This window comes from Thermoanaerobaculia bacterium (assembly GCA_035260525.1).
GTDB lineage: Bacteria > Acidobacteriota > Thermoanaerobaculia > UBA5066 > DATFVB01 > DATFVB01.
This window is the reverse complement of sequence record DATFVB010000214.1, coordinates 1-17,428: the sequence shown is the minus strand read 5'-3', so window position 1 is coordinate 17,428 and position 17,428 is coordinate 1. Positions and strand designations below refer to the sequence as shown.

Annotated in this window: 16 protein-coding genes; 3 read left to right on the top strand and 13 right to left on the bottom strand. The window is 69.6% G+C overall.

What is annotated here, in order from left to right; genetic code table 11:
• Together VKH46_11025 and VKH46_11020 are read left to right on the top strand one after the other, a co-directional pair.
• Positions 1-2,376, top strand: a 2,376-nt coding sequence (locus VKH46_11025; GenBank protein HKB71367.1) for a glycosyl hydrolase, incomplete at its 5' end; no start/stop codon positions are given.
• Positions 2,373-3,305: a DUF1684 domain-containing protein gene (locus VKH46_11020; protein HKB71366.1), complete on the top strand. Its 933-nt coding sequence runs from the start codon at positions 2,373-2,375 to the stop codon at positions 3,303-3,305. The genes VKH46_11025 and VKH46_11020, both read left to right, overlap by 4 nt.
• A gap of 69 nt (positions 3,306-3,374) precedes the next feature.
• On the opposite strand, the gene VKH46_11015 is transcribed toward VKH46_11020, so the two are convergent.
• The gene (locus VKH46_11015) at positions 3,375-4,997 is read right to left on the bottom strand and encodes an ABC-F family ATP-binding cassette domain-containing protein (GenBank protein HKB71365.1); all 1,623 of its coding nucleotides are present in this window, start codon (positions 4,995-4,997) and stop codon (positions 3,375-3,377) included.
• A 27-nt stretch (positions 4,998-5,024) separates the two neighbouring features.
• On the opposite strand from VKH46_11015, the gene VKH46_11010 reads away from it, so the two are divergent.
• Positions 5,025-5,840 carry a methyltransferase domain-containing protein gene (locus VKH46_11010; GenBank protein HKB71364.1) on the top strand — a complete coding sequence of 272 codons (816 nt, stop codon included), beginning with the start codon at positions 5,025-5,027 and terminating at the stop codon, positions 5,838-5,840.
• Positions 5,841-6,344: 504 nt separating this feature from the next.
• Here the strand turns inward: VKH46_11010 and VKH46_11005 are convergent.
• From VKH46_11005 to VKH46_10950, 12 genes are all read right to left on the bottom strand, one after another.
• Positions 6,345-7,139 carry an SDR family oxidoreductase gene (locus VKH46_11005; protein ID HKB71363.1) on the bottom strand — a complete coding sequence of 265 codons (795 nt, stop codon included), beginning with the start codon at positions 7,137-7,139 and terminating at the stop codon, positions 6,345-6,347.
• A gap of 56 nt (positions 7,140-7,195) precedes the next feature.
• Positions 7,196-8,683, bottom strand: a complete 1,488-nt coding sequence (locus tag VKH46_11000) for a glycine betaine ABC transporter substrate-binding protein (protein HKB71362.1) — start codon at positions 8,681-8,683, stop codon at positions 7,196-7,198.
• Positions 8,680-9,420, bottom strand: a complete 741-nt coding sequence (locus tag VKH46_10995) for an ATP-binding cassette domain-containing protein (GenBank protein ID HKB71361.1) — start codon at positions 9,418-9,420, stop codon at positions 8,680-8,682. Before VKH46_10995 ends, VKH46_11000 begins: the two co-directional genes overlap by 4 nt.
• A gap of 209 nt (positions 9,421-9,629) precedes the next feature.
• The gene (locus VKH46_10990; GenBank protein HKB71360.1) at positions 9,630-10,295 is read right to left on the bottom strand and encodes an LPXTG cell wall anchor domain-containing protein; all 666 of its coding nucleotides are present in this window, start codon (positions 10,293-10,295) and stop codon (positions 9,630-9,632) included.
• 82 nt (positions 10,296-10,377) lie between these two features.
• Positions 10,378-11,544, bottom strand: a complete 1,167-nt coding sequence (locus VKH46_10985) for a SpoIIE family protein phosphatase (protein ID HKB71359.1) — start codon at positions 11,542-11,544, stop codon at positions 10,378-10,380.
• Positions 11,545-11,554: 10 nt separating this feature from the next.
• Positions 11,555-12,430 carry a patatin-like phospholipase family protein gene (locus VKH46_10980; protein HKB71358.1) on the bottom strand — a complete coding sequence of 292 codons (876 nt, stop codon included), beginning with the start codon at positions 12,428-12,430 and terminating at the stop codon, positions 11,555-11,557.
• On the bottom strand, positions 12,427-12,765 hold the full coding sequence (locus VKH46_10975; protein HKB71357.1) for an STAS domain-containing protein: 339 nt from the start codon (positions 12,763-12,765) through the stop codon (positions 12,427-12,429). Before VKH46_10975 ends, VKH46_10980 begins: the two co-directional genes overlap by 4 nt.
• Positions 12,766-12,770: 5 nt before the next feature.
• The gene (locus VKH46_10970; protein HKB71356.1) at positions 12,771-13,232 is read right to left on the bottom strand and encodes an ATP-binding protein; all 462 of its coding nucleotides are present in this window, start codon (positions 13,230-13,232) and stop codon (positions 12,771-12,773) included.
• Positions 13,229-13,609, bottom strand: coding sequence for a response regulator (locus VKH46_10965; GenBank protein ID HKB71355.1), 381 nt, complete (start codon positions 13,607-13,609; stop codon positions 13,229-13,231). The genes VKH46_10970 and VKH46_10965 overlap by 4 nt, the downstream gene beginning before the upstream one ends.
• A gap of 1 nt (position 13,610) precedes the next feature.
• A complete protein-coding gene (locus VKH46_10960) occupies positions 13,611-15,110 on the bottom strand; it encodes an ATP-binding protein (protein ID HKB71354.1) in 1,500 nt (499 codons plus the stop codon).
• A 147-nt stretch (positions 15,111-15,257) separates the two neighbouring features.
• A complete protein-coding gene (locus VKH46_10955) occupies positions 15,258-16,184 on the bottom strand; it encodes a diguanylate cyclase (protein HKB71353.1) in 927 nt (308 codons plus the stop codon).
• Between the two features lie 222 nt (positions 16,185-16,406).
• Positions 16,407-16,949, bottom strand: coding sequence for a class D sortase (locus tag VKH46_10950; GenBank protein HKB71352.1), 543 nt, complete (start codon positions 16,947-16,949; stop codon positions 16,407-16,409).
• Between the last annotated feature and the right edge of the window lie 479 nt (positions 16,950-17,428).

The window sequence follows — 17,428 nt, the reverse complement described above, 5'->3', positions numbered from 1 at the left end:
GTCTCGGGCGCCGACCCGCACCGCGTCTACGCGCAGGTCGAAGCCGAGGACGGCGGGTTCTTCCGCTCCGACGACGCGGGCGCGACGTGGACGAAGGTGACCGACCGGCGCGACCTGCGGCAGCGCGCCTTCTACTACACGCGCGTGTTCGCCGATCCGAAGGCGAAGGACACGGTCTACGTGCTGAACGTGAACCTCATGAAGTCGACCGACGCCGGGAAGTCGTGGACGCAGCTGCGGCCGCCGCACGGGGACAACCACGACATGTGGATTGCGCCCGACGATCCGCGCCGGCTGATCGAATCCAACGACGGCGGCGCCAACGTGTCGGTCAACGGCGGACAGAGCTGGTCGTCGATCGAGAACCAGCCGACCGCGCAGTTCTACCGGGTCGCGACCGACAACCGGACGCCGTACCGGATCTACGGCGCGCAGCAGGACAACACGCCCGTCGTGATCCCGAGCGCGGCACCCGGAGGAGGGATCGCGCGCACCGACTGGTACATCGTCGGAGGATGCGAGAGCGGCTGGATCGCGCCGAACCTCGCGAACCCCGATGTCGTGTACGGCGGCTGCTACGGAGGCTCGATCACGCGCACGGACCGGAAAACGGGGGAAGAGAAGGAAGTCGTCGCGTGGCCGCAGCTCGCGATCGGGCAGGCGGCGAAGGACCTGAAGTACCGGTTCCAGTGGAACGCGCCGATCCTCGTCTCCCGCTTCGACCCGAAAACCGTGTATCACGCCGCGCAGGTGCTCCTGCGGAGCCGCGACGAGGGGACCACGTGGGAGGAGGCGAGCCCCGACCTCACGCGCAACGACAGGGCCAAGCAGGGCTACTCGGGCGGCCCGATCACGTACGACGACACGGGGATCGAGGTCTACGACACGATCTTCTGCGTGGCGGAATCTCCCTTCGACGCGAAGACGCTCTGGGCGGGGACCGACGACGGCCTCGTCCAGGTCACGCACGACGGAGGGAAGACGTGGAAGAACGTCACCCCCAGGGGAATCCCCGAGTGGATCCAGATCAACTCGATCGAGCTCTCGCCGCACGACAAGTCGACCGCATACGTCGCCGCGACGATGTACAAGTTCGACGACGACCGGCCGTACCTCTACAAGACGACCGACGACGGCCGCACGTGGACGAAGATCGTCGCGGGGATCCCGGACGGCGCGTTCACGCGCGTCGTCCGCGAGGACGCCGTCCGCCCCGGCCTTCTCTACGCCGGAACCGAGACGGGCCTCTACGTCTCCTTCGACGGCGGCGGCCGCTGGCAGCCCTTCCAGCGCAACCTGCCGGTCGTGCCGATCACCGATCTCGCGGTCAAGAACGGCGACCTCGTGGTGGCCACGCAGGGGCGGGCGTTCTGGGTTCTCGACGATCTGTCGCCGCTCGAGCAGTGGAAGGAGGACATCGCGTCGGCGCCGGTTCATCTCTTCCATCCGCGTCCCGCTCTCCGGATCGCGCACCGCGGCTTCGGCGAAGGAGGTCCGCGCGGCGCCGTCGGCGAGAACCCGCCCGGGGGAGCGATCGTCGACTACTGGCTCGCCGAAAAGCCCGGCGAGAAGGAGAAGACCGCAATCGAGATCTTCGCCGGCGACCGGCTCATCCGGACTTTCTCCAGCGACAAGAAAGAGGACGCCGAAGAAGGCGGCGAGGAAAAGCCGATCGAGGCCAAGGCGGGGCTCAACCGCTTCGTCTGGGACCTGAGGATGTTCCCGCCGACGCTCGTCCCGAAGGCGATCATCTGGGGAGACAAGAGCGGGCCGCTCGTGGCGCCGGGGACGTACCGGGTCAAGCTCACGGTCGGCGACCGCTCCGCCGAGGACCGCGTCGAAGTCGTCCCGAATCCCGACGCCGGGGCGAGCGCCGAGGACCTGCGCAAGCAGTACGACTTCCTGGAGGCCGTGCGCGACTCGCTGTCGGAGACCCATGCCTCGGTGATCCGCATCCGGTCGGTGAAGAGTCAGATCGCGGAGGTCCTCGCCCACGCGAAGGAGATCGGGAAGGACGAGCCTCTGAAGGCGCCGGCGAAGGCGCTCACGGACAAGCTCACGTCGATCGAGGAGAAGCTCGTCAACCCGAAGGTCAAGGCCAACCAGGACGTGCTCAATTTTCCTCCGAAGCTCGATCACCAGTTCGTCGGTCTGACGAGCGTCGTCTCCTCTTCGGACGCGGCACCGGCGCCTTCCGCGTACGCCTACTACCGGGAGCTCTCGAAGCAGCTCGCGGCGATTGCGAGCGAGCTCTCGTCCGTGCTCGACAAGGACCTCTCCGACTTCAACCGCGCGGTCCGCGACGCCGGCGTGCCGCCGATCGTCGTGCCGAAGCCGAAGGACCCCGCCTCGCCGGGGACGGGCGAGAAAGCATGAGGACGCCGGCCGCCCGGATGCTTGCGGTTGCGGTCGCCGGCGCGGCGATCGCCGCGCTCGCGTGCCGCCCGCAGCGCTCTCCGGCCGAGGAAAGCTACGTCCGCTCGATCGAGACGTGGCGCGCCGGCCGGATCGCCCGTCTGACGAAGCCGGACGGCTGGCTCTCCCTCGCCGGCCTGTTCTGGCTGCAGCCCGGCGCGAACACCGTCGGCTCCGATCCTTCGAGCGCGGTGGTGCTGCCGAAATCGGCCCCGCCGCGGGCCGGAGCGATCGTGCTGGAGGGGAAGGAGACGCGGTGGGAACCCGCGGCGGGCTCTCCCGTCGAAGCGGCCGGAAAGCCCGCGGGAGGGATGCCGCTCGCCTCCGACGAGAACGGCGACCCGACGGTGCTGTCCGCCGGGAGCGTCTCGTTCTTCGTCATCCGGCGAGGCGATCGGACCGGCGTGCGCGTCCGGGACAGCGCGAGCGAGGTACGCCGCGCCTTCCGGGGACTCGAGCACTATCCCGTCTCGCCGGAATGGCGATTCGACGCGCGATTCATCCCCTACGATCCTCCGAAGCACATCACCGTTCCGACGATCCTCGGCTTTCCGGAGGACGACGTCGCGCCGGGAGAGATCGAGTTCACCTACCGCGGAAAACCCTACCGCGTCGTTCCCGTTCTCGAGCAGGGCTCCGACGAGCTCTTCATCATCTTCGGCGATCGCACGAACGGGAAGAGCACGTACGGCGGAGGGCGGTTCGTCTACGCGCCGTTCGCGAAGGACGGCAAGACCGTGCTCGACTTCAACAAGGCCTACGACCCGCCTTGCGTGTTCACCCCCTATGCGACCTGCGCGCTTCCCCCTCCCGCCAACCACCTGCCGTTCGAAGTCACGGCGGGCGAGAAGATGTACGCGGAGAGCTGGGAGTTGCGCGGGAAGAAGTAATTCCCCGGGGGCCGTTCCCTCACGGTCGATCCCCTGCCTCCGCCGCCTCCCCCTCCGGGGATGTACCGGCTAGGCGTGGACTCCCGGGGCCTCTCTGCCCGTGGCCGCGACGTATTCCCCATACGACCCGAGATACGCGTGGGGCTCTCCCTCCCCCACCTCGAGCACGCGGTTGGCGAGGCCGCGCAGGAAAGCCCGGTCGTGGGAGACGAAGAGCATCGTCCCCTCGAATTCCCCGAGCGCCGAGACGAGCATCTCCTTGGTCGCCAGGTCGAGATGGTTCGTCGGCTCGTCGAGGACGAGGAAATTCGGCGGATGGAAGAGCATGCGCGCCATCACCAGACGCGAGCGCTCTCCGCCCGAGAGGGCCCGCACGGGCTTGTCGACGTCGTCGCCGGAGAACTGGAACGCCCCCAGGAGGTTCCGGATCGCCGCCGGGCTGTCGTGGGGAAAATCGCCGGCGATCTGCTCGAGGACGGTGAGCTCCGCGTCGAGGAGGTCGAGGGCCTGCTGGGCGAAGTACCCGAGCGTCAGGCTCGCCCCGAGCTTGATCGCTCCGGCGTCGGGAGGCAGGGCCCCCGCGACCATCTTGAGCAGCGTCGTCTTACCCGCGCCGTTTCTTCCCATGACGCACCATCGCTCGCCGCGCCGCACCAGAAAGTCGAAATCGGAATAGAGGCGCCGGTCCCCGTAGGCCTTCGTGACGCCGGAGAGCGCCGCGACCTCGTCGCCGGACCGCGGCGGCCGCGCGAAATCGAACTTCACGGCCGTCCGCCGCCGGGGCGGTTCGACGGTCTCGATCTTCTCGAGTTTCTTGACCCGGCTCTGCACCTGCGCGGCCTTCGCGGCATGCGCGGAGAACCGCTCGATGAAGCGCTGTTCCTTGGCGAACATCGCCTGCTGGCGGGCGTACGCGGCCTCCCGCTGCGCTTCGCGGAGCCGGCGCTCCCGGTCGTAGAAATCGTAGTCGCCCGAGTAGGCGACGAGCTCGCCGCCGTCGATCTCGACGATCCGCGAGACGACGCGATTCATGAAATCGCGGTCGTGGCACGTCATCAGGAGCGAGGCCGGGCTCTCCTTCAGGAACCCCTCGAGCCAGAGGATCGACTCGATGTCGAGATGGTTCGTCGGCTCGTCGAGGAGGAGGACGTCCGGTTTCCCGAGGAGCACCTTCGCCATCGAGACCCGCATCTTCCACCCGCCGGAGAGCGCCCCGACGTCTCCGTCGATCGACCGGTCCTCGAATCCGAGACCATGGAGCACTTCGCGAGCCCGGGTTTCGAGCTCGTACCCGCCCCGCTGCTGGTACTCCTCCTGAACGCGCCCGAAGCGATCGAGGACGGCATCCATCTCGCCGGCGCGGGCGGGATCGGCGAGCGCGTGCTCGAGCGCCTCGAGCTCGTGGTGCAGGTCCCCGAGCCTCCCGCTCCCCGCGATCGCCTCGTCGAGGACGGAGCGGCCCGCCATCTCGTCGATCTCCTGCCGGAACCATCCGACGGCGAGCTTCTTCGGCACCGACACCTCTCCGTCGTCGGGATGCTCCTCGCCCGCGATCATCCGGAAGAGCGTCGTCTTTCCCGCTCCGTTCGGCCCGACGACGCCGACTTTCTCTCCCGGATTGAGCTGAAACGAGGCGTCGACGAAGAGGATCTGCCGGCCGTACTGTTTCGAGATGCGCGAAAACGCGATCATGGAGCGCGGAACGATATCATGCGGAAAATGGCCGATCCCGAGTACATTCACGGGACCTCCGCGGAGGAGCAGGAGCGGCTCGCGCGCCTGAACGCGCTCCTGAACCGCGCCTCGCTCGACGCCCTCGGCCTCACGGGAGGCGAGCGAATCCTCGACGTCGGGAGCGGCCTCGGGCAGTTCACGCGAGCGATGGGGAAGGCGACCGGCCGGCGCGTCGTCGGCATCGAGCGGAGCGCCGACCAGCGCGAGACCGCCGGGCGCCTCGCTCGCGACGCCGGCGAAGCGGATTTCGCCGAGTTCCGGGAAGGCCGCGCGGAGTCGCTTCCGCTCGCCCGCGCCGAATGGAGCGCGTTCGACCTCGTGCACGCGCGGTTCGTTCTCGAGCACGTTGCCGACCCGCTCGCCGTCGTTCGACAGATGGTGCGGGCCGTCCGGCCCGGCGGGAGGCTCGTCCTCGAGGACGACGACCACGATCTGCTGCGGCTCTGGCCGGAACCGGACGGTTTTTCCGACCTCTGGCGGGCCTACATGGGCAGCTACGAGAAAATCGGATGCGATCCGATCGTCGGGCGCCGCCTCGTCGCGCTCCTGCACGAGGCGGGCGCGCACCCGCGGAGGAATCGCTTCCTCTTCTTCGGCAGCTGCGCGGGCGCCGCCGATTTCCCGCTCTATGCCGAGAACCTCGCGATCATCCTCGAGCAGGCCCGCGAGCCGATCGTCTCGGCCGCCCTCCTCGCCGCGGATCGTTTCGACGCGGCGCTCGCTGCATATCGCCAATGGGCGAAGCGCCCGGAGGCGGCGATCTGGTATGTGATGTCGTGGGCCGAAGGCCTTCGTCCGTAACCTGGCGCGGCGATCCTCCTTCGCTCTGCCGAGCTTCGGAGGATTGCCCGTGAGATCCGCCGAAGCCTTGGCGAAGGCGGATACATCGAGCCGGACGGGCGCGTGCCGCCCGCGTCTCCCTCCGACGTACGTTGTCAGTACGCCTGCGGTCGCCGCGGGCGACCCGCATCCCGTCCGCCTTCGCCAAGGCTACGGCGGATCGAGGCAGCAAGGGTGCTTGCTGCTCAACGGCCGTTCGGGCCGATCAATCCCGCCATAGCTCGTAGAGCGGCGGCGGATCGGGCTCGCGTCTGGCCGCGCCTCATCGTTGCACTTGCTGATTTTGGCGCGAGGATCGACGCTGCGGGGAACCCTGCGTCAGTTCCGACAGCCACGAGGCGCGGCCAGACGTGTCGAAAGACGCGTTCGGCCGATCCCGCGCTGGGTTAGGCGTACCGGGGCGTACGTCGCGCCCGGCGGCGGGTCGGCCGGACGCGGATAGCGGCGCGTATGATCCGCGCCGGCCTAGAAAGTTCCGGCGACCAGGCTGCCATCGACCAGCAGCGACACGCCGCTCACGTAGCTCGCCCGCTCGCTGCACAGGAAGGCGACGACGTCGCCGAGCTCTCTCGGGCGGGCCGAGCGCTTCAGGGGGATCGCCTCGGATGCGCGCGCGGCGTATTCCTCGACGGAGATCCCCGCCTGTCTCGCGCGGATCGTGTTGAGCTCGACCTGTCGGTCCGTCGCGACGTATCCCGGGAGGACGGCGTTGACGAGAACGTTGTCGGCGGCCACCTGGTTCGCCATGGTCTTGGTCAGGGCGGAGATCCCGGCGCGGATCGTCGAGGAGATCGTCAGGAGGTCCGCCGGCTGCTTCGCGACGAAGGAGGTCATGTGAACGAGGCGGCCCCACCGGCGTTCCCGCATCCCGGGCAGGACGAGGCGCGACAGCCGGACCACGTTCATCAGCGTCCCGGCGATCCCGTCGCGCCACTGGTCCTCGGTCAGATCCTCGAACTTCGCCGCCGGGGGGCCGCCGGCATTGGTCACGAGGATGTCGACCCGGCCGAAGCGGCCGGCCGACTCCCGGAACCAGCGCTCGAGGTCCTCGCCCTTCGACAGATCGCAGACGACCGTCTGGAGCTCGACCCGCGGCGCCTGCCCCGCGATCGCGTCACGAGCGGCGCCGAGCGACGCCTCGGAGCGCGAGCAGATCGAGAGGCGGCATCCCTCGCGAGCGAGCGATTCGGCGATCGCGCGTCCGATTCCCTTGCTCGCCGCCGCGACCATGGCGACCTTTCCGTTGAGCTCGAGGTCCACGGGTGGAATCTTACTCGCGCGGGCCGCGGGTCGCGAGTCACGGATCGGGGGCCCGGCTACTCCCCCGCGGGCGGAAGCCGAAGACCTCGCGGGATCAAGACCCGATCCGCGAGAACGAACAGCCCTTCGACGACGAGCGCGAGGATCGCCGCGGGCACCGCCCCTTCCAGGATCGTCGCGTGGTCGTTGAGGTTGAGCCCGGAGAGGATGGGTTCGCCGAGGCCGCCCGCTCCGATCAGCGCCGCGAGCGTGGCGGTGCCGACGGCGATCACGGCGCTCGTCTTGATGCCGGCGAGGATCGTCCGCGACGCCATCGGGAGGTGGACGCGCAGGAGGCGCGCGGCCGGCGGGAGGCCGAGGGCCTCGGCCGATTCCTTCAGCCACCCGGGAATGTCCTGGAGACCGGCCGCCGTGTTCCGGACGATCGGCAGCAGGCTGTACAGAAAAAGCGCGACGACGGCCGTCGTCGGGGAGATACCGAGGAACGGAACCGGCACGAGGAGGGCGAGGAGCGCCAGCGCCGGCACCGTCTGTACGACTCCGGCCAGCGCGAGGATCGCGCGCGCTCCCCAGCCGCGCCCGCTCGCGGCGATCCCCAGAGGGATTCCGGCGAGGACGGCGAGCGCCACGGAGATCCCGACGAGCTCGACGTGGCGCCACGTCCATCGCGCGATGTTCCGCGCGGTGGAGGGCCGCGGAGCCGGGCGTCCGCCCAGGAACGCGTCGGCCGCCCGCCCGTAATCGCGCGTGCGCTCCGCGAGCGCGTTCAACCGTGTCATCTCGGTCCCGTCGATCCTCCCGGAGAGCCCGCGAAGCGCGGCGACGGCGCGCGGCTCGATCGCCTCCCGGTAGAGGATCACCGCGTCGTACCTCGGAAAGAACCCGAGGTCGTCGCGGAGCACGACGAGGTCGTCTTCCGCGATCCGAGCGTCGGTCGAATACGCGTCCTTGACGTCGATCGCCCCGGAGGCAAGCGCCTCGTACCCGAGCGCGTGGTCGATTCCTCTCACCTTCCGGAGAGCCAGGGCGTAGCGCCGGGCGAGCGGCGCCCATCCGTCCCGCCGGTCGAGGAACTCGTGCGTGAACCCCGCCGAGAGCCCCGGATGCCCCCGGAGATCGCCGATCGAAGCGATCCCGAGCGCCCGGGCGCGGTCGCGCCGCATGACGAGCGCGTAGGTGTTGTTGAACCCGAGCGGGTCGGTGATCCCGATGCCGAGCGCCCCCAGACGCGGACGGAGCGCCGGGACCGACGCCGCGCCGGGCGTCCGGACGATTTCTTCGGCGATCGTTCCGGTGTACTCCGGGTAAGCGTCGATCGCGCCCGATCGAAGGGCCTGCCAGAGGATCAGCGTCCCGCCCATCCCCGGGCGATGCTCCGCCCGGACGCCGGCGCCGGCAAGCGCGCGCGTCATGATCTCGCCGAGCACGTACGACTCCGTGAATTTCTTCGAGCCGACGCGGACGGGACCGTCGGCGGCCGACACCGGAAACCCCGCCGCGAACAGAACCGCCGCCGCCAGGGCGCCGCGTTCGCGCCGCCTCACGACGGCAGCCCGCGCTGCGCATCGAGGAACGCCGTGACGAACGGCGCCGCCGGCGCGCGGCGGAAATCGTCGAGGCCCCCCTCCTGGACCACCCGGCCGGCGTCGAGCAGGACGAGCCGATCGGCGAGATACGCCGCTTCCGGCAGGTCGTGCGTGACGAGGACGACCGTCGGCGAGAGCCGCTCGAAAATCTCGCGGAACTCGTCCTGGAGCTCGGCGCGCACGAGCGGGTCGAGCGCGCCCATCGGCTCGTCGAGGAGGAGCATCTCGGGGTCGAGGAGCAGCGCACGCATGAGACCGACGCGCTGGCGCTGTCCGCCGGAGAGCTCCGCCGGATAGCGGTCCATCAGATCGGGAGGGAGCCGCACGAGCTCGCCGACCTCGCACAGCCGCCGATCGAGGAAAGCGGCGGGCTTCTTCAGGTGGCGGCCGAGAAGGAGGACGTTGCCGCGGACCGTGAGGTGCGGGAAGAGCCCTCCTTCCTGGATCACGTACCCCATCCGGCGGCGGAGCTCGACCGGATCGAAGGCCGCGACGGGCTCGCCGTCGATCCGCACCTCGCCGGAGGTGGGCGCGATCAGCCCGATGATGAGGCGGAGGATGGTCGATTTCCCCGAGCCGGAGCGGCCGATCAGCGCGGTCGTCTTTCCGGCGGAAATCGAGAGGGTCGTCGGCTGCAGCGCGACGGCGCCGCCGAATCGCTTCTCGACGCCGACGAGGTCGATGGCGGGTCGCAACGTCCGAAATTATACGGGCGGAAAGCGGACGCGGGCGACGGGTGACGGGTGACGCCGCCGCCGTCGAGGCCCTCCGCCGTCACCCGAGGAGCCGCCGTACGGATCGCCGGGACGCCTCCCGGAACAGCGCGGCGCCACGATCGGAGCTCTCCCGCAAAGAAGAAGCGCCGGGCTCTCGCCCGGCGCCCCATCCGAGATCGGCGAACCGGTCAGGCCGCCTTGCGCCGTCCGAAGCGAACGGCGGCGGCGCCGGCCAGCGACAGCGCTCCGAGCAGAGCCACGAGCGGCGTCGAGCTCGCCGTCTTCGGGAGCGTCTTCGCTTCCGGAGCCGGCTCGGGGGCGGGCGCGGGGGCAGGCGTGCTCTCGGCGACCGTGCTCTCTTCCTTCGGAGGCGTCGACTCCGCCATCGTCGAGGTCGAGGCCGTCGGCGCGGGCGTCTGAGTCATCGTCACCTCGCCGCCGGTCGTGTTCTCGGCGACGGTCTCCTTCCCGTACGCGAACTCCTCGCCCCACTCGTCGCCCGGATAGAACCAGGTGGCGACGGCCGGATGGCCGTTGAAGGTCGTGTAGGTGAACTGAGTCTGGTTGTCCGAAGCCTGGTGAGAGTCGAGACTGCGGCGCGTCCGCGCGGCGATCACGGTGCCGATCGTCTTGCTGTCGGAGTCGCGCGTCACGACGACCTGCACCTTTTCAGACTGGTAGTCGTTGACGTGCAGCGTGTAGCTGCCCGGATCGAGCATGACGTTGCCGATCATCGTCGGCTCGGAGACGGCGAGTTTCGTCGTCCGCTGCACCGAGCCGGCTCCCTGGGCCATCGCGACGGTCGAGATGCCGAAACAGAGCAAGAGAGCGGGGACCCATCGAGTGAATTTCATAGGCGTTTCTCCTTCGGCGCACGGGGAATGCAAGCCCGCTGCCAAGGAAAAAATCCTTTGACGACGGGCTCTCGCGGGGATTTCAGCCGATTCGCCGGACCGCGAGCATCGTCAGGTCGTCGTAGCGCTCTGCGTCTCCGACGTGCGCGCGCACCGCCGTCCCGATCCTGTCGAGGAGCTCCGCCGCCGAGGCCGTCCCGGAGGAGAGGACGGAAAGGAGCCGGTCGCGTCCGAAGAAGCCGTCCGCGCCCTTCGCGTCGGTCACGCCGTCGGTGTAACCGAACAGCGTCTCGCCGGGCGCGATCGCCGCGCTGCCGACCTCGTACGGCGACTCGGGAAGCATCCCGACGGCGGGCCCGGTCGGCTCGAGCGAGCTCGCGATTTCCCCGGAGAGCGACAGGACGAGCGGCGCCTCATGGCCGCCGTTGACGTACCGCATCCGGCCGGTCGCCGTGTCGGCGACCGCGAAGAAGAGCGTCGCGAACATGTTCGCGCGCCCGTGCGTGCGGGCGATGTAGTCGTTGGTTCCGACGACGGCGCGCCGGACGATCGCGGCCGCGTCGCCATCGGCGGCCGCCGCTTCCGCCGTCGACCGGATGAGGCTGCGGAACAGCGCCATGAAGAGCGCCGCGCCGACTCCCTTGTCGCAGACGTCCGCGATGGCGAGCGCGACGCGGCCCCCCGGAAGAGCGAAGGCGTCGTAGAAGTCTCCGGCGCACTGCCGCGCGGGCTCGAAGAGCGCGGAGATCTCCCACCCTTCGGGCTGCGGGAGCTCCTCCGGGAGGAACGTCGCCTGGATCCGCCGCCCGATCGCGAGCTCGCGCTCGAGGCTCTCGGCGTAGAGCCGCTCGCGGTCGCGCAGACGCTTCTTCTCGAGCGAAGCGCCGACGCGCGCCTGGAGCACGACGGGGTTGAACGGCTTGGGCAGGTAGTCGTCGGCGCCGAGCTCGATGCACCCGGCGACGATCTCCGTCTCGTCGCTCGCCGAGATCATCACGACCGGGATGTTCCGTAGAGTCGCGTCGCGCATCCACTCGGCGAGGACCTGCCGGCCGTCGAGCTCGGGCATCATCACGTCGAGGAGCATCAGGTCGTACTTCTCCGCGCGCGCCCGCTCGAGGGCGCGGCGGCCGTTCTCCGCGACGTCGACCGTGTAGCCCTGCCGCAGGAGCCTCCGGGCGAGCACGTCCCGGTTCATCTCGTTGTCGTCGACGACGAGGATCCGCGCCGGCGCGGCCGGGACGCTCACCGGGAGCCGGTCACGCGCGCGAGCCGCCGGCGGCCGGCTCGGCCAGCAGGCGCCGCAGATAGGGAAGCTGCTCCTCGGCCGCGCGCTCCCCTTCCTCGATGATGAGCGGGATCTTCGCCGTGTCGAACAAACGGATGCGCTCGGAGAACTGCGGGATGACGGGGATCACTTCCGCGTGGTGCGCGAGGTTGTGGAACGCGAACCGCGACTTCAGCAGGTTGTTCGTCATGATGCTCGAGAGCTGAAACGAGAAGCGTGCCGGAGAGCGGATCGCCGTCTGGTACGGACTCTCGAATCCCATCGCGACGATGACATCGGCGCCTTCCCGGATCGCGACCCCCACGGGAAGCGGATCGGACATGAATCCGTCGATCAGGAGCCGGCCTCCCACTTTCCACGGGCGAAAGATGAACGGGATCGCGATCGACGCCCGGATCCCGTCGACGAGCGTCCCTTCGGAGAGGACGACCTGCTCCCCCGTCCGGAAGTCGGTCGCGGTCAGATGGAGCGGCGTCGGCATCGCCTCGATCCGGCGCGTGCCGAAGACGTCCCGCAGGCGCTTCATCACGAGCGTGTCGCTCTTCAGGCCGAAATCCTCGGTGAAGCCGAAGACGCGCGGAAGGATCGCGCGCAGCAGCGACGGCGTGTGGCGCCGGTCCGTGATCTCCTGGGTCCAGAGCTCCTTCGTCATCCGGACGGCCTCCTCCGTCGCGATGCCGGCCGCGAGGAAGGAGGCGTAGATGCTCCCCCCGCTGCACCCGACGACCATGTCGACGGCGATTCCTTCGCGCGCGAGCACGCGCTGGAGACCGAGCGCGGCGGCGCACTTGACGCTCCCGGAGCCGATGACGAGCGCGACCCGCCGCCGGGGCGCCGCGCCGCTCACGCGCCGAAGCTCCCGACGGCGGCGTCGACGGTCGGGAAGGCCTTGAGGATGCTCGTGAATCCCGAGAGGTCCAGGACGCGCTGGACGTCCGGACGAATCGAGGCGAGCCGGAAGTCGCCTCCCTGCTGGCGGGTGTCCTTCAGCGCGGCGAGCAGCGCGCGCAGACCCGCGCTGCTGATGTACTCGACTCCCGCGAAGTCGGCGACGAGGCGGTGGCGTCCCTCGCGCACCCGCGCCGAAAGCGCTTCGGTGAGGTCGCCGGCCGTGAGGCCGTCGACGCTTCCCCGGATCGACACGACCGTGACCGGGCCCGATTCCGCGAACGCGATCTCCATGGCTTCTACCCCTCTCCGCCGCCCGCGGCGGGCTGCGTGCGCTTCACGAGTGTCAGGCGGTTGCCGGCGTCCGCCCGAGCCTCGTAGCGGATCTCGTCGACGACGCTCTTGACGAGGTGCCAGCCGAGACCGCCGATGCGGCGATCCTCCCAGGGCGCGTCGAAATCGGGCGACGGCGCCTCGTCGGGACGGAACGGCGGCGCGAAATCGGTGATCGTCACGACGACGCGGCCGGGACTGCCCTCGACGCTCACCTCGATCGGGCCGGGCTCGCGCCCGGCGTAGGCGTGCCGCATCAGGTTCGTGCAGACCTCCTCGACGGCGAGCCGCACCGCGAAGCACGAGGAGGCGTCCGCGCCGGAGCGCTCGCACGCGCGGCGCACGAAGTCGACGAGCTCCGGCAGATGCTCGAGGCTTCCCGGCCGGCGGATCGCCGCCGCGTCCCCGGCCGGCCCGCTCCGGTTCACGGCCCCGCCGGCCGGCGGACGAGGAGCGCTTCGATCTTCCGGAGCAGGCGCTCGAGGTCCACGGGCTTCGTGTCGAAGTCGTCGCATCCGGCGGCGAGCGCGCGGTCGCGGTCCTCCGCCATCGCGTGCGCGGAAAGCGCGATCACGGGGATTGCGCGGGTCGCCGGAGCGGCCTTGATCTGACGGGTCGCCTCGTATCCGTCCAGCACCGGGAGATTCAGGTCCATCAGCACGAGATCGGGCGCCGCCGACGCCGCCCGCGAGACCGCCTCGCCGCCGTCGACCGCCGCTTCGACCTGATAGCCGCGCCGCGCAAGCCTGCGGGTGAGCATGTCGCGGTTCATGTCGTTGTCCTCGACGAGCAGGATCCGGCTCACGTCAGCCGCCCGCGGTGCCGGAATTCCCCGCGAGCGCCCGACGGCGCTTCTCTTCCTCTTCGACGAGGGCGCGGAAGTTCACGCGGTGGATCGACGTCGCATCCCCTTCCTCGTTGCCGACATCGGAGGGAAGGCGCACGGTGAACGTCGCCCCCTGACCGTAGGTGCTCTCGGCGGTGACGTCGCCCCCCATCATCTGGCAGAACCGGCGCGAAAGGGCGAGACCGAGCCCGGTGCCGCCGTACTTGCGCGTCGTCGCGGCATCGGCCTGGGTGAACGCCTGGAAGACCTTGCCGAGCTGCTCGGGAGTCATCCCGATTCCCGTGTCGCGCACCCGGAACGTGACCCAGTTCCCCTCCCGGTCGCTCTCGCGGGCGACCTCGAGCGAGATCTCTCCGTTCTCGGCGAACTTGCTCGCGTTCGAGAGGAGGTTCAACAGGATCTGCTTGAGTTTGGTGACGTCTCCCTTGAGGGAGCCGAGCTCCGGATCGCATCGGACGGCGAACCGGTTCCCCTTCTTCTCGACGAGCGGCGCCGCCGTCGTCGCGACCTCCTCGACGAGCCTGGCGATGTCGAAGGTCTCGACGAACAGGGTCATCTTGCCCGCCTCGATCTTCGAAAGGTCGAGCACGCTGTTGATCAGGCGCAGGAGATGCTTGCCCGACGTGCGGATCTTCTGCAGGTCCGCGACGAGGTCTTCCGGGCTTCCGCCGGCGGCCTCCTCCTCGAGGAGCTCGCTGTAGCCGATGATCGCGTTCAGGGGCGTGCGGAGCTCGTGGCTCATGTTCGCGAGGAACGCGCTCTTGGCCCGGTTCGCCGCTTCGGCAGCCTCGCGCGCCTCCTCGGCGGCCTCGCGCGCCTGCTCGACCTGCCGGGCCTGCTCCTCGATCTGAAGCTTCTGGTCCTGCACGGCCTGCTTGGCTCGCAGCATCCGACGGGTCTGGAGGTGCGAGTGGAGCGCGAACACCGTCGAGAAGCACACGATCGCGAAGATGCTGAAGGCGGAGATGACCGCGTTCGACTCGCTGTTGACGTGCAGGCCGAACGCGAGCACCGAGACGCCGGCTCCCGCGATCATCCCCCCGAGCCCCTTGAGCGCGACGGGCGGCCCCCCGATGCTCAGGTTCGCCGCGTTGATCGACGTGAGGAAGGCGATGCACGGCAGCAGGGAAAAACCGGTGAGCGCCGAGAAGAAACCGATCATGAACGAGTCGACGAGGAGACAACGCAGCTCGGCCGCCTTGCTGTCGCGGCTGCGCGTTCCGATCAGATAGGCCAGGTGGGGCCAGAGGATCCCGTAGGCGAAGGCGAGCGCCAGGAAGCCGCGGCCACGGCCGGCCGAGACGAAGGTCGATTCCATGACGAGGAAGACGACGAACGAGGCGGGAATGCGGACGAAATAATCGAGCCGGACGATCGGGTGGACCGACCGCGCGGGGCGCGCCGCGGTATCCCCGGCGGGGGAAATTGCGGAGTCTGGCGACGCCACCGTATCGCTCACGGACGCTCTTTCATCGGAGGATCGTGGCGGGATGATACCTCCGATGCGGGCGGACGCGGAAGGAGGCGAGGGGCGGGATGCCGCGATGACGAATCGCGACCGCCGAGTTGGATAACGACCCGTTTCCGTTATGTATGGCCGCGCGGGCTAGGCGTCGGCGGCGGCGGTCTTCTTCCGCCTCTTATGGTCGTACATCCAGGCGTCCGCCTGCTCCATCAGGTCGTCGAGCCGGGCGCCGCTCCGCGGGTCGGAGAAGGCGAGGCCCACGGAGAGCGAGAGCGGAACGGGTTGGCTGTCGTCGGCGTTCTCCGCCTCGATGTTGCGCTGCAGGCGGGCGACGATCGCGCGGGAATCTCCCTGACCGTTCGCGAGCGAGAGGATCGCGAACTCGTCGCCGCCGAGCCGGCCGAGCACGTCGGATTCGCGAAACGTGCGGCGAAGGGTCCGCGCCGCCTTCTGGAGGAGCCGGTCGCCGTGCGCGTGGCCGTATTCGTCGTTGCATTCCTTCATGCCGTCCACGTCCGCAAAGAGGAGCAGAACCGGCTCCCCGAGGCGGCTCGCCGTCTTCAGCTGCTGCTCGGCGGCGCCGAGAAAACCTCGCCGGTTGAAGAGTCCCGTCAGGTCGTCGCGGATCGAGAGCGCCTTCGCCTCGGCGAGCAATCGGCTCCTTTCCATCGCGTACCGGAGGGAGCGGACGAGGATGTCGCCGTTGATCTCGCTCTTGAGCAGGTAGTCCTGGACGCCCGCCCGCGCATTCTCCGCGGCCAGCTGGTCGTCGGCGATTCCGGTCAGGATGACGATCGGGACGTCGGCAGCCGCCTTCTGGAGCGTCCGGGGAGCGACCGCTCCCCGCGCGTCCGGGAGGTTCAGGTCGAGCAGCACGACGTCGAACCTCCGGTCGCTCAGCGAAACGAGCGCGTCGGCGAGACGGGTCACGTGGGTGACCCGGAAACGGGGCCCGCTCGCGATCGAGAGCGTCTCGCGGAGCCCGTTGGCGAGCGGCTCGTCGTCCTCGACGAGCAGCACGTCGACCGGGGACGGGACGGACCGAACTTCTCGGGGGGCGGAGCTCATGAGCGAGGAAAGAGCAATTTCGATACCACCGGCATGCCGGTTTTCGCGGCCTCCCGGAACTCCCTCATCGGCCCGCCTCCGTTCGCTTCGGCGGGCACTCTCTCTCCCGCCTGCGTGGCCGTAGCCACTACGGCGCGGCGAAGGCCCGCCGGGAGAAGGGGAGTTGGCGGCTCGCGGCGTCCGCGAAAAACGCCCGGTACGCGGACTTTCTCGTTTGCCCCGTCAGCTCGTCGGAGCGACGCCGGTCGACTCGTCCGGCCGCGCCTTTTCCGCCGGGTCGGAGGCGCGGGAGGCCTTCTGGACATCCGTCTGATGGGCCCGCACGATCAGCCGCTGCGGGGCTGCGCCGATGTAGTCGAACGGGTAGCAGGTGACGAGCGTGAGCGTCGGATCCGGCGTCGGCTCGAGGACCTGGACGTCGGTGATCTCGACGATCTCGATGCGGTCGACGGCGTAGTGGAAGATTCCGCCGGGAGTCGTGACGGTGATCTCGTCCCCCTTCCGCACGTGGCGGAGCCCCTTGAAATACCCGTAGCGGTGGGCGGCGAGGGCGACGTTGCCGGTCGGGCCGGGGAGCGCCGTTCCCGGGATGTGTCCCACGGCGACCCGGAGCGTGTCGTCGTCGGCGCCTTCCCGGATCTCCCCCGCGACGCCGAGCCGCGGGATTTCGATCTTTCCGTCGATCGGGGGCCGCGCGGCCCCGCGCGCGCCGGTGGCGAATGCGAGGGTCAGGAGGAGACCGAGATTCCGGGGAAGGGACGACATTGCGGCGGACGATACAGAACCCCTCGCGCGCGCGCAACCGTCCGGAAGGACAGGCCGCGAATGTCACGGGTCTCGAGTCGAGAGTCTCGGGTCCCGAGTCGAGACCGGGAAGTCCGACCCGCGACGGGCACGCGCTTTCGGTCCCCGAGCGAGCTTCCGCGACGGCGAGCGTGGGCCTCTTCCGGTCTCGTCCTTCGGGCTCATCGCATCGCGGAGAGATCTCGCCGAAGTAACCAAGGCGAGATCCCGCGATGCGGGAGCGGAAGCGCGGCGAGGGGGTGCCCGTACGCGCGGTCGAGTCGCTCGTTCGACGAGCCGCGCGACGGGCCCGCGCTCCCGGTCCCCGAGCGAGCTTCCGCGACGGGTTGCCATGTCCGAATTCCGCCAGTCCCATCCGACCTCTGTGCTTCAATAGCGGCATGGCACTCGACGTTGCGACCTGCTACCGGGCGCTGGCGGCCCGCGACTCCCGGTTCGAC